This window comes from Candidatus Dependentiae bacterium, from assembly GCA_013821315.1.
Taxonomy (GTDB): Bacteria; Babelota; Babeliae; order Babelales; family Babelaceae; genus JACDHA01.
This window is the reverse complement of record JACDHA010000033.1, coordinates 1-12181: the sequence shown is the minus strand read 5'-3', so window position 1 is coordinate 12181 and position 12181 is coordinate 1. Positions and strand designations below refer to the sequence as shown.

At 34.8% G+C, this 12181-nt stretch carries 13 protein-coding genes and 1 tRNA gene; 8 read left to right on the top strand and 6 right to left on the bottom strand.

Going from position 1 to position 12181, the window contains the following annotated elements; all coding sequences use genetic code 11:
- Nucleotides 1-920 (bottom strand): pentapeptide repeat-containing protein (locus H0X48_06355; GenBank protein MBA3954914.1); only part of this gene is annotated, 920 nt, incomplete at its 3' end.
- Between the two features lie 188 nt (nt 921-1108).
- Between H0X48_06355 and H0X48_06350 the strand changes: the two genes are divergently transcribed.
- Nucleotides 1109-1184: transfer RNA gene (locus H0X48_06350), tRNA-Arg, on the top strand.
- Between the two features lie 293 nt (nt 1185-1477).
- On the opposite strand, the gene H0X48_06345 is transcribed toward H0X48_06350, so the two are convergent.
- Entirely contained in the window at nt 1478-2026 is a 549-nt protein-coding gene (locus tag H0X48_06345) for a phosphotransferase (protein ID MBA3954913.1), read from the bottom strand.
- A gap of 66 nt (nt 2027-2092) precedes the next feature.
- Between H0X48_06345 and H0X48_06340 the strand changes: the two genes are divergently transcribed.
- The 3 genes from H0X48_06340 (at nt 2093) to H0X48_06330 (ending at nt 4563) form a co-directional block, all read left to right on the top strand.
- A complete protein-coding gene (locus tag H0X48_06340) occupies nt 2093-2878 on the top strand; it encodes a hypothetical protein (GenBank protein MBA3954912.1) in 786 nt (261 codons plus the stop codon).
- On the top strand, nt 2875-3663 hold the full coding sequence (locus tag H0X48_06335) for a nucleotidyl transferase AbiEii/AbiGii toxin family protein (GenBank protein MBA3954911.1): 789 nt from the start codon (nt 2875-2877) through the stop codon (nt 3661-3663). Before H0X48_06340 ends, H0X48_06335 begins: the two co-directional genes overlap by 4 nt.
- Nucleotides 3664-4152: 489 nt before the next feature.
- On the top strand, nt 4153-4563 hold the full coding sequence (locus H0X48_06330) for an ATP-binding protein (GenBank protein MBA3954910.1): 411 nt from the start codon (nt 4153-4155) through the stop codon (nt 4561-4563).
- Nucleotides 4564-4800: 237 nt separating this feature from the next.
- Here H0X48_06330 and H0X48_06325 read toward each other — a convergent pair whose 3' ends face one another.
- Nucleotides 4801-5703: a DHH family phosphoesterase gene (locus H0X48_06325; protein MBA3954909.1), complete on the bottom strand. Its 903-nt coding sequence runs from the start codon at nt 5701-5703 to the stop codon at nt 4801-4803.
- Nucleotides 5704-5885: 182 nt separating this feature from the next.
- Here H0X48_06325 and H0X48_06320 point away from each other — a divergent pair, with 182 nt between their 5' ends.
- Nucleotides 5886-6014, top strand: a complete 129-nt coding sequence (locus tag H0X48_06320) for a hypothetical protein (GenBank protein MBA3954908.1) — start codon at nt 5886-5888, stop codon at nt 6012-6014.
- 141 nt (nt 6015-6155) lie between these two features.
- Here the strand turns inward: H0X48_06320 and H0X48_06315 are convergent, their stop codons facing one another.
- Nucleotides 6156-6380, bottom strand: coding sequence for a hypothetical protein (locus H0X48_06315; protein MBA3954907.1), 225 nt, complete (start codon nt 6378-6380; stop codon nt 6156-6158).
- A gap of 302 nt (nt 6381-6682) precedes the next feature.
- On the opposite strand from H0X48_06315, the gene H0X48_06310 reads away from it, so the two are divergent.
- Nucleotides 6683-6916 carry a helix-turn-helix domain-containing protein gene (locus tag H0X48_06310; GenBank protein ID MBA3954906.1) on the top strand — a complete coding sequence of 78 codons (234 nt, stop codon included), beginning with the start codon at nt 6683-6685 and terminating at the stop codon, nt 6914-6916.
- A 457-nt stretch (nt 6917-7373) separates the two neighbouring features.
- Here the strand turns inward: H0X48_06310 and H0X48_06305 are convergent, their stop codons facing one another.
- Nucleotides 7374-8777, bottom strand: a complete 1404-nt coding sequence (locus H0X48_06305; GenBank protein ID MBA3954905.1) for a histone deacetylase — start codon at nt 8775-8777, stop codon at nt 7374-7376.
- A 100-nt stretch (nt 8778-8877) separates the two neighbouring features.
- Nucleotides 8878-9030, bottom strand: coding sequence for a hypothetical protein (locus tag H0X48_06300; GenBank protein ID MBA3954904.1), 153 nt, complete (start codon nt 9028-9030; stop codon nt 8878-8880).
- Between the two features lie 257 nt (nt 9031-9287).
- On the opposite strand from H0X48_06300, the gene H0X48_06295 reads away from it, so the two are divergent.
- Together H0X48_06295 and H0X48_06290 are read left to right on the top strand one after the other, a co-directional pair.
- Entirely contained in the window at nt 9288-10940 is a 1653-nt protein-coding gene (locus H0X48_06295) for a WD40 repeat domain-containing protein (GenBank protein MBA3954903.1), read from the top strand.
- A gap of 50 nt (nt 10941-10990) precedes the next feature.
- On the top strand, nt 10991-12181 hold a 1191-nt coding region (locus H0X48_06290; GenBank protein ID MBA3954902.1), incomplete at its 3' end, for a WD40 repeat domain-containing protein.

The window sequence follows — 12181 nt, the reverse complement described above, 5'->3', positions numbered from 1 at the left end:
GGCAAACGAGAATAAGTTCTACGTAACCTGTCTCCACCACCATTTGAATTTGAGTTGCTATTAGAGTCCGAGCTTGATAGTAAGTTGCTTAATCTCTCTCTTAACTTGCTAGGACTATTCATAAACGAGGCTATTTGTTCAAATGCTCTATTTTTTAAATTAAATATGTACGATTTACCCAGGCCATCTTGATAAGTGTATGCTTTTTCTTTAGCACTAACTTGTTGGGCTAATTGATCTTGATCTAGTTCTTCTTTAGGTGTGGCAGCTGCTGCTTCTAGAGCTGCTTGGCTTATAGGTGGCTCTGCTGGTAATATACAGGGATTAAAAAATTCCAGTAAACGAGTATCTGTAGTTTTTATATCTACCAAGATAGCTTTGTCAAAATTAGCATGCTCTAGTATAGTGCCCATAAAATTAGCTCCCGTTAAATCTGCATGAGTAAAATAAGCAGAGGTTGCTTGAGCTCCATTAAAATGGGATTTTATTAAGCGCGCACCTATAAAGCGTGCATTTTCTATATGCGCATTTTTTAAGTCAAGTAAAACACCAGTGCAATTAGTAAAGTTAGCATTAGTAGCATTAGTATTTTGTAAGCAAGCATTTGTTAAACAAGCATTAGATAAGTCAGTTGTATGTAAAGTTGCGTGAGATAGTTGAGCATTCGTTAAATCAGCCCCTACTAACTGTGCTTGAGTTAAATCAGATTCTTGTAAATTGCTAAATGCCAGTTGAGCATGCGAAAGATTAGCATTCGATAAATCTGTATTGCTTAAATCTATTCCAACTAGGTTTGCATTGGATAAGTCTGCGTTGCTTAATTGTTTAATGCCATCTTTTGCAGCTTGATAATCTTGCTCATTATAAGCATACACATGTACTGTGGCTGCTAGTAAGAGACTTAGGTAGAGTAATTTCATGCTTAGTTCCTGAATAATAAATATATTAATTTAACTTCTACTAAGTATAAGTATAGATTATTAAGCTGCTCAATTAAATAGATAGCTAAAAGAAATGCTTTAGTAGTTTTGCTATAAACAGTAAAAGCTTTTCTATCTAGCTTTTTTCTTGAAGGTAAGTATACTTATAAGTAAATAAAAACTCGTGCGCGCCCGTAGCTCAATGGATAGAGCGTCAGACTTCGGATCTGTAGGTTGTGGGTTCGAGTCCTACCGGGCGCACCATATTTGTTCACCGTTAATTTTCAGTATCATATCAAACGGTTTAACAGCGTCGTAGAGCAGGTTTCGGCGACTTAGTCTCAAGTTCGAAAGTACCAATTTCACTAATTGCCGTTTTTCCTCTACTTCCGAACTTACAAATAATTCATGTGCTCGGGTTGATAGATCCAGTAAATATTTTGCAGTGCTTTCACTTCTGAGCTTCTAAGAGTTTAATTAAAGCGTGCTCTAAGACTTTTGATAATTCCTTATGATTGGGAATAATAACTGTTGGGCAACCTTTTTCTTGGTAAAAGCTATTGTTCATGTAAAATTATTTCAATAACTAATTTTTGTCTAATAGCTTCAGGACTTGATTTATCTTTTAGTGAAGCAAGGGTAATAAGCGCTTTCCATAAAGCCCAACCTTTAGCTCTAAGCCATGTGTCTGAATCTAAATTTAAATGTGCTTTAAAAAGCTCTCTGCTTTTTTTATCTAAAAAATTCCAAGCTATGACTAAATCACAAGCTGGGTCTCCAATGGCCATGCATCCAAAATCAATTATGGCTACTAAGGTGTTATTTCTTAAAATAATGTTACCAGCACTCAAATCACCATGAAGCCATACTGGCTTTTTATTCCAGTAAGTTTGTATAGCAGCGCCCCAAAGATCAACTATTTTATCGCTATCAATTATTCTCTTTAGTTGTTCAAGAGATTGTTTTACTTCTGAATCATATACCGATAAATTTCCACCACGATAAAAATTGTGTGGTCCTGCTAGGGGCAATTTTTCTAAAAAACGCTGATTTTCTATAAAAAACGTAAAAAATGCTGTTATGCGCGGCAGGATGCATATATCCATTAATATTGTATAAATAGTTTAAGGATTTTGTTTACAAAATGATGCGAAAAATGCAACAATTAGAATATGAAATCCTTAAATGACTATATTTTAACCCTTCTTGCTCGTGGCAAATTTTTCTTCTTGAAGCAAGAAGCGATATCCGCGTTGGGGCTTGATCAAAACAAGTTCCGCTATCAGGCCTATAGGCTTTCGAAAAAGAAGGCTATAAAAAGGCTCTTAGGCGATTTTTATATGATCATTTCGCCTGAATATTACCATCTTGGTTCTCTGCCGCCCAATTGGATTGTCGGACCTTTAATGCAGTATCTTGAGCGTGAATATTATATAGGCCTTTTAAGCGCAGCAGCTTTTTATGGGGCAACTGAGCAACAGCCTATGGTCTTACAAGTAATTACCGATAAAATGATGAAGAGTATAACCTTAGAACGTAGTAGTATAGAATTTCATGTATCTAAGCATTGTTCTCTTGCAGCAAAGACTAGCATGAAAGTAGCAACAGGCTATGTAAATGTTTCTACCAAAGAGCAAACTATTGTTGATTTAGTGAAGTTTTATAAAGTTGCAGGGTATTTAAGTAATGCGGCTGTTGTTATAAAAGTTCTTGCAGAAGAATGCGACTTTGTTTTGTTCGACCAGATAATAAAAATTGAGTCTAATGAATCAGCACTTCAGCGTTTAGGATATATTCTTGAAATTATGGCACTGCATGGATTAGCACAAATTATTGAGAACCGTTTACTAGAACGCAAAATTGAGTACGTTTCACTTCGGCCTGATTATCACATCAAAGAAGGCCCAAGAAGTAGTCGTTGGAAAATTATTATCAATGATTCGTTGGAGGTAGCATGATACCAAGAAACTATATTTTAGAATGGACAGAAAATGTGCCTTGGGGCAACTTACAACAAGTAGAGCAAGATTTGCTTTTAACGACAATGCTACTTAAACTATACACCCATCCCATTCTTAAAGAAACCTTGGCCTTTCGTGGTGGCACAGCATTAAACAAGCTTATTTTTAAGCCAGCATCACGGTATTCAGAAGATATTGATCTCGTTCAAATAACGACAGGTCCTATTGGACCCACGCTCACCATTATTAGAGAAATAATGGATCCCTTACTTGGTAAACCAACATATGATGGTACCAAAGCAGGCGCAACTCTTACCTATAAAACGACAAGTGAAGAGGGTTTGGTTTTGCGATTAAAGCTTGAAATTAATACGCGTGAGCATTTTTCTATTCTTGGATTTCAAGATTATGAATTTGTGAGTACCTCATCATGGCATTCTGGTACTGCTCTAGTGCGATCATATCGTATTGAAGAATTATTGGGTACAAAGTTGCGTGCACTCTATCAGCGTCGGAAGGGCCGTGATTTGTATGATCTTTATACCGCGCTTACTACGATTGATGGTTTGAATAAGGATGAAATAATACGCTGTTTTCTAGAATATATGCGATATGAACAGCGTGCTATTTCTCAAGAGTCATTTTTGAGTAATATGGAAGCAAAACTAAAAAATAAAGAATTTCGCGAAGATATAGCCCCATTATTGCCACGTCATATTTTGACATTTGATCCTGATGCAGCATATGAGCAGGTACGTCAGCATTTACTCGAAAAGCTCTGACATTATTGATGATGGTTTGTAAAATTTGTCTTGATTGAATACAACGTGTAATGCTTTGTACTTTGAGTTGAAATCCAATGAGCAGAGCTTGTAAAATTGTTAGAGTCGCTGATGTAATACATGCTTTGAGCTAATGTTAGAAAAAGTGCGTCGAGTATGTATTACATAGCTAACCTCTGCCTGCGATCATATAACCATTCAAGTCAGCACCATAATATATAAACAATCAGCTACGAATTTTGTTTTCATAGTTGTCATGGGTAAACTGTCGAATACCAAATGATGAATATATTGTTTGAATTGTGCTTAATCTTATGCTAATTTTAAATTCGTTGTTCCTAACACCTCAAGTAGGTAGCATCATGCTTGTCAATTGCTATAATCTAGCATTTAATTAAACGGTTTTTTAGATTTAAAGGATAATAGTATGATTAAAAATGCTAGTATTATTTTTCTATCTTTATCTCTTTGTAATGCGTTGGATGCTTGTTGCCGATTTGTATTAACTGGCGGAGCAGATGTGGGAAGACTACGGTAATTAATTTATTGAAAAAGCAAGGGTACCAAACAATTCCTGAAGTATTGACTCTTTTATTTGATGAAGCAAAGCAAAATAATTGTTTAGAAGAGTTTTGGTTTGCTTCAAATTCACTAGCATTTAGAATGAAATTAATGGAGAAACAACTAGCACTTGAAAATTCATTGGATAAAAATAAATTTGCATTTCTAGATAGAAGCACAATTGATGTCGTTGCTTTTGGAAACTATTATAATATTAAAATGCCGCACTATATAACCGATGTTGCTAAAAAAGATATGTACGCTATTATTTTTTTTCTTGATCATTGCCAATTCATCTGTATAACAAACACCACCTTTGTAGCCCGGAAAAATCGCTAGAATTACATTCGTATCTTAAAAAGTTTTATATAGACATGGGATATCATATTGTAGAAGTGCCATTTGATGTCCCTGAAAAAAGAATGGAATTTATTTTGAAAACATCACGAGCTTATTTAGATTCGGTTGAGTTTTTAGCGTAATCATGAACAAGGTTCAGGCTAAAGCTTTTTATAACCGAGAAGCCTTTGTTTTTATGTACTTGATTTTTCTTGTAATATACAGGTAAAAAGAGCTTTAGAGATCAATTTTTGGCATAATCTCTTTTCTTAACGCTGCAGGTATATTTGCCCACGAATCAATAAATTTACATTCAAGATTCTGTGAGACTATTGTTTGACCTATCTGGGATGGAACATATAAATAAGATACCTTTTTATTAACATCTACTACATTCAAAATAGACCATTGACATGGATATTTCGTGTCTTCTTGAACTATTATTTTCGATATAGTTTTTTCTAGTTTTTTATATTCCACATTTGACATAACCAATTGATAAAAATTAAAACCTTTAAACTGTTTTGCATCATTGATTATTGCATCATGCAAATTATCAATGATCTCTTTTGAAGCGTAATCAAACATGCTTTGTATTAATGATCGAGATAGTCCAAAGTTGAGCTCTAAAAACTGTGTAGCTTTTTTATCTCGCTCGGTTGAATTAGCGGTAATAAAATTTAAAGTATTATGAAAAATAGCTCCATACAATAATTGTGCACTTTTATATTCTGGCAAGATATTTGCTTTCATAAAACGTTCTACAATAAGCGTAGCTGCTGCTCCAACTAATTCATTTTGTATTTTGGCATTAGGAAATTCTTTTTCAGGTTCACTTACTCTATGATCAATTACTTCTTCCACCAATTCAGATTTAACGACATGGGGCATACCCTTCATGGATGAAGCATCAACAAGAATAAATTTATCCCATTGCGAAAAAATATTATTATCATCAGAAATGTTTATTAAAATATTCTGTTCTTTTATAAAATATTGGACCTCAGATTGGGGTATGCCAAAGACACAGGGCTCGGCTTTTATGTGCTGCTTACTTAATAAGTCTGCATAGCCGAAAGCACAGGCTACACCATCAAGATCAGGATTTATTTTAGCTGTAATGCAAATATTATTAAGCATGCTTAAAATCTTTCAGGGGTTAATTACAATATTAGAGTTTATCCGAAAATTAAATAAATAGAGCATCTTTTTTGTTTAGGATATCAGAAAATATGTGGAATGAAATCATAAATATTATTCCAGAAAAAAAATCTAAAGTGTGAAGACCATTAAAAGCCCCAAAAATAGTTTTAAGTGGTGTTGTGTGTGTAGTGAAAACGGGCGTACAATGGCACAAATTGCCAGGTTATTATGGCCGTCAAACTTTTGTACATGGTCGCTTTAGAATATGGGTAAAAATTGGGCATAAATTCTTACAAGATAATAGCTAATTTTTAATGTTCCAGAAATTTAACTCATATAGTAAAAGATGGGCTTAGTTTTTTCTAAGCCCATCTTTTACTATAGACATCTGGGTAATTAAAAGAGATTAAACCCCACTTCTTAATGTACGCGTATCACCCAAAATAATGCTATTTTTTGTCTGATTGACCTTGTTCTCGCCACTCTGTTAAGTTGCATTGAGGGCAGCCACGACCAGTACGGGGGCAATTGACATCATGTTTAATCTCTCCATTAGCTTTACCCATTGCTTCATATGCAGCCATCTGTCGCAAGAAAGCTGCTCTCGCATTTTTGCCTGCATAAACAGGATAAGCTGCACATAAGGATGCAAAGAGAAATATATAATTCTTCATAGTTGTCCTCATAAAAACAAGTTTGTATTAAATGAACTTATTACACTCTTCATAAGTATTACACCCTTTTTACATTTCTACCGTTTGATTAAGCTTAATCAAAGAACCCAATTTTGCCAACCACTTATTGAATGATTTTGCGGGATATTATCAAAGTTTACTCGGTAAGACACCTTCCTTTAGGTGGGTGATAAACCCGAGTATTAAATTAAATTTTCTTTTTTTTAAGATGTACAAAAACATCAAAATGTGGTAGAATAAATACTATAAAGTCATTAGATTAAAGATCAAACTACAGTACTATGAACAAAGCATATAAGTTTAGAATATATCCAAACAAAAAGCAGCAAGAGTGCTTAGCTCAGCAATTTGGGTGTATTCGTTTTGTTTATAATAACGCTTTATGTTACAGAAAAGAGCTCTATGCTGCAGACAAAAAGCATATCTCAAAATATGACCTTGTTAAACGTCTTGTTCTTCTAAAAACAGAGTATCCTAGGCTTAAAGAAGCTGATAGCCAAGCATTACAGCTTTAGCTAAAGAGCTCGTTTCCCTCAATTTAAAAATAAGCATACTTACCAGTCTATTGCGTACCCTCAACGTGTTAAAGTAAAAGACAATAAGATATACTTGCCTAAAGTTGGTTGGGTAAGCATAGTGTTCCATCGTCCTTTAAAAATGTCAGCAAGTTTTTTGCTAGAAGGTATTGATCTTTTTGGTAGCAACATATCGAAAGAATTTCTTATTAAATATATACCATTATTGAACATTCAGCTCCTGATTATAGACGTCTTGCTTTTTTAGTTGGGTGGATGAGGCGTGTAAATACTTATACATCCTCTAGTTGGTGTTAGTAATAGAACCAAAGATACAGCTAAGCTAAGCAGTAAGCTTTAAAGAAATCGAAGCTTAAAATTAAAATGTTATACGGATGTTAGTTAAAGTAAACTAAAGAGCTCTCTAGTGTTAGAGAGCTCTTTATAATTGTGTTTGTTATTGTTGCTCGTATGTATGAACTAAAAGTTTGCGCCACAGGTTCTCAATAGATTCTGCAATAATTGAGTAGCTATCAGCATGGTAACCACCTGAAAGTACCATAACGATTGGAATAGAGCCGTTTAGTGCTGTTCTAAAGACAAACTCATCTCTTTTAATTATTCCCTGACGTGTAATAGAAAGCATACCAAGAGGATCTTTCTCGTAGATATCAGTGCCTGCGTTATAAATAATTAAATGCGGTTTTACCTGTTCTATTGCTTTTGGAAGCTCCTGAATTAACAACTGCATATAGTTGTTATCTTGAGTTTTTGCTTGTAAAGGATAGTCAAAGTTTATTCTTTCTTGACATGGGTAATCTGCTGGCCATGTATCTTTGTTATACATATCAAAAACAGCTATATTCCTGTCATTTTTAACCAGCTCTTCATGTCCATTACCTTGATGAGCATCAAGATCAACAATCATAATGCGAAAATCATCAGAATGGAGCGCTTGTACTTTTTTAGCAGCAATACAAATATCATTTATAATACAAAATCCTCGTACAAGTTCTTGTGACTTTGCATGATGATAACCACCTGATATATTAATTGCCCAGCCATGCTTAAGTGCTAATTGTGAAGCTAAAATAGTGCCTCCAGTTGCAAGCTTAACAGGGTCAAGTAATATTTTTTCTACAAATCGGTTTGGTAGCCATCCAAGACTATCCATATCTGCTAAAATACCTAATGTAGTAGAACTTTTAAGCGATGAAATGTATTGAGGTGTATGAACAAGAGCTAAATCCTCATCAGACACTGAAGTAGGAGTGTAAATAGCATCAGTGTTTAACTGTATAGTTTGAGTTAATAAGTTCCAAATTTTACCATACTTTTTTGCATCAAAAGGGTGAAATCTTTCAATTCCGTATGCTGAGATATCATAATTAGGGCTAAATACTATCGGTAGTTTTTGATCTTTGTTTACTGTTGTAGCATGATGAAAATGCTCTGAATCTGAAATGTCTTCTGAATCTCTATTTTGATCATAGAAAGCAGTACTATCGAGTTCCTCTTGCAATTGACCAGAGCCGTTAGATGATGATAATGTGTTAGCAAGATGCTGCAATAATTGTACATAGTCTTTTTCAGGTGTACGGGTTTTGTAAGGTGGTATTAACGTTTCTAAAGATAAGAGTTTTAGCGCTTGTCTGCAAATTGATGCAGCACTTATCCCTTTGGAACTGCAATATTCTTTGTTTATTTCTGGTGCATTAACAAGAGTTTCAATAATGGTATAAAGATTTGAAATTTTTTCTTTATATTCTGCTTTAATAGCCCTTGAGCCATACACCATAACGCCATTAAGTCTACATTGACTGCTCACTATAGAGTAACAGAGCTCTGCTACAGCTTTCATTAAAGGTGTCCAGTCAGTTTGAGCAAAGTTAGTGTGAGAGACTTGATAACAAAAATTAACATCAGCTCCATTTTTAAGTGCTCTTTTTGCGTTTTTAAGATTAAAATCTTTTATTGCAACAAGAAGGGCTTTCGTCTAGCTCATGAGAAAGTAGTTGTTTTTCACCTAGGCTGTCCATAGCGTAAGACTGGTAAGGGCTTGCAATACAGAGTAGTAAGGCGAAAATAAAGATTTTATTGGTTATGGTAATCATAGAGCATCCTTGTGATTTTATGTAATTATTAATAGTATAATAGTAACAGATAGTATTATATTTACAAGTAAAAAATAATTGGCGCTGGGTAAAGGGTGGCTGTATTAGAATTCGTAGAAGCTAAAACTAGATGGATTGGCTCTCGCTATCAGGAATATACTCTATTAAACATACGTTTAATTTGACATTTTGCATTATATATATAAAATTAATTATAAAACTATGCCTAAATAATAAATTGAAAAGAGAGCCTGCTCATGATCCATTTCCCTAAATCAATTATTTTTATCACCCTTCTTTTAACCCTTTCAAACAGTTACAGCTCTTTAACTTCTTTGCAAGACTTAGCAGCTGATAAAACTATAGAAGCATTACTTTCTCAAACATCTCAAGAAGAGGTGTCTGCTGTTATCTCTAGCATACCTCAAGAGGTACAACAAAAACTTAAAGGTAAACTACTAGAAAAATATAAGGATATTTTAAATAAAGCTCTAGCTATTCAGCCTAAAAAGCTTAAAATTGAAGGCCATGCTAATGATATAGTATCAGTAGCATTTAGTCCTTGTGGTAAGCGTGCTTTAACTGGGTCTGTTGATGGAGTTGTTCGCTTATGGAATTTAACTACTATTACTATTATAAAAGAGTTTAAAGGACATACTAATGATATAGAATCAGTAGCATTTAGCCCTTGTGGCAATCGTGCTTTAACTGGGTCACGGGATAAAACTGCCTGCTTATGGAATTTAGCTACTGGCACTATTATAAAAAGGCTTAAAGGCCATAGTCGTGAGATATGCTCAGTGGCATTCAGTCCTTGTGGCAATTTTGCTTTAACTGGGTCCGGTGATGAAACTGCATGTTTATGGGATTTAGCTAGTGGCACCACCATACAAGAATTTAAAGTTCATAATAGTTGGGTCAACTCAGTGTCATTTAGCCCTTGTGGTAAGTATGTCTTAACTGGATCTCTTGATAACAGTGCACGCTTATGGGATTTAGCTACTGGTACTACTATAAAAGAGCTTAAAGGCCATAGTCATCGTGTTTATTCAGTAGCATTTAGTCCTTGCGGCAAGTATGCTCTAACTGGATCACATGATAATACTGCTCGTTTATGGGATTTAACTACTGGTATTACTATAAGAGAACTTAAAGGTCATACTGTTCAAGTGCGTTCAGTAGCATTTAGTCCTTGTGGCAATTTTGCTTTAACAGGCTCCTATGATAATACTGCTCGATTATGGGATTTAGTTACTGGCACTACTATATTAAAACTTGAAGATAGTATGGGTTATATAACATCACTAGCCTTTAGTCCTTGTGGCAAGTATGCTTTAATAGGAGCCGGGATGACGGCAGCTCCTTTATGGTCTCTTCCTCACTTAGATACTCTAAGCCTTAAGCAACTTTTGTTTATCCTTAGGTTCCCACAAAAAACCATTAATCTAGGGGATAAAGATACACAAAGTTTACTGAACTCATTGTCATCAACACTAGATCCTTATGGAATATTACCAACTAAAGACTATACGATTAATCCCTTAGTTAAGGCTTATATAGATTTTAGACGTAAACAGCTTTTTTGTGCAACTGCAAACGACGATATTGATACTGTTAAAGCTTTAGTAAAAAAAGGGTTTAACACAGTATATACCATTGATAAAGCAGGTGATAATCTATGGCACTATGCATTTAGAGGTCATATAGAAAATGGTAGTATATGTCCAAGCAAGAAAGTGTTAGCGTATTTACTTGAGGTTGAAGGTAAGAATAAGGGGTTGATAAAACCTAATAAAGTAGGCCTTTATCCGTTTGCTGTTGGCCTTTTTAATAACAAAGAGTTTACAGCTAAGTTTATAAAAGGTTTATCGGAGCCGGAAACTAAAAAAAGTTATTGTACTATTCAGTAACCTTTTATAAAAACCATTACTAAATCTTAACTTTATTAGGGACATTTCTCATGACTAACTTTCATAAATCAATTGTTTTTATCTTCCTTCTTTTAACTCTTTCAAACAGTTACAGCTCCTTAACTTCTTTGCAAGATCGAGCAGCTGATAAAACTATAGAAGCATTACTTTCTCAAACATCACAAAAAGAGCTTTCTGCTGTTATCTCTAGTATCCCTGAAGAGGTGCAACAAAGACTTAAAGACAAAGTATTAGTGAAATATAAAGATGCTTTATATAAAGCTCTACCTGCTTCATTTAAAAAGCTTAAAGGCCATGCTGGGGCTGTAAATTCAGTAGCATTGAGCCCTTGTGGTAAGTATGCTTTAACTGGATCAGATGATAAAACTGCTCGTTTATGGGATATAGCTACTGGTGCTACTATACAGGAGCTTAAAGGCCATACCGATTGGGTAAATTCAGTAGTATTTAGCCCTTGTGGTAAGTATGCCTTAACTGGTTCATCTGACATAACTGCTCGCTTATGGAATTTAGCTACTGGTACTACTATAAAAGTGCTTAAAGGCCCTACTGGTTGGATAATATCAGTAGCATTTAGCCCTTGTGGTAAGTACGTTTTAACTGGATCTTGGCATAAAGCTGCTCGTTTATGGGACCTAGCTACAGGTGATACTATGCAAGTGCTTAAAGGGCCTACTGGTTGGATAAAATCAGTAGCATTGAGTCCTTGTGGTAAGTATACTTTAACTGGATCAGAGGATTATGCTGCTCGTTTATGGGATTTAACTACTGGTATTACTATAAAAGAGCTTAAAGGTCATATCGCTGCTGTAAATTCAGTAACATTTAGCTCTTGTGGTAAATATGCTTTAACTGGATCTTGTGATAAAACTGCTCGCTTATGGGATGTAGCTACAGGTGATACTATACAAGAGCTTAAAGGCCACACTGCTAATATAGAATCAGTAGCATTGAGTCCTTGTGGCAAATATGCTTTAACTGGATCTTGTGATAAAACTGCTCGCTTATGGGATATAGCTACTGGCACTACTATATTAAAACTTGAAGATAGTATGGGTTATATAACATCACTAGCCTTTAGTCCTTGTGGTAGGTATGCTTTAATTGGAGCCGGGATGACGGCAGCTCCTTTATGGTCTCTTCCTCACTTAGATACTCTAAGCCTTAAGCAACTTTTGTTTATCCTTAGGTTCCCACAAAAAACCATTAATCTAGGGGAT

Bases quoted from the DNA above. Each gene is read 5' to 3' on its own strand.
- H0X48_06345 (MBA3954913.1), bottom strand. From the start codon at position 2,026: ATGGATATATGCATCCTGCCGCGCATAACAGCATTTTTTACGTTTTTT.
- H0X48_06340 (MBA3954912.1), top strand. From the start codon at position 2,093: ATGAAATCCTTAAATGACTATATTTTAACCCTTCTTGCTCGTGGCAAA.
- H0X48_06335 (MBA3954911.1), top strand. From the start codon at position 2,875: ATGATACCAAGAAACTATATTTTAGAATGGACAGAAAATGTGCCTTGG.
- H0X48_06325 (MBA3954909.1), bottom strand. From the start codon at position 5,703: ATGCTTAATAATATTTGCATTACAGCTAAAATAAATCCTGATCTTGAT.
- H0X48_06315 (MBA3954907.1), bottom strand. From the start codon at position 6,380: ATGAAGAATTATATATTTCTCTTTGCATCCTTATGTGCAGCTTATCCT.
- H0X48_06310 (MBA3954906.1), top strand. From the start codon at position 6,683: ATGAACAAAGCATATAAGTTTAGAATATATCCAAACAAAAAGCAGCAA.
- H0X48_06305 (MBA3954905.1), bottom strand. From the start codon at position 8,777: ATGAAAGCTGTAGCAGAGCTCTGTTACTCTATAGTGAGCAGTCAATGT.
- H0X48_06300 (MBA3954904.1), bottom strand. From the start codon at position 9,030: ATGATTACCATAACCAATAAAATCTTTATTTTCGCCTTACTACTCTGT.
- H0X48_06295 (MBA3954903.1), top strand. From the start codon at position 9,288: ATGATCCATTTCCCTAAATCAATTATTTTTATCACCCTTCTTTTAACC.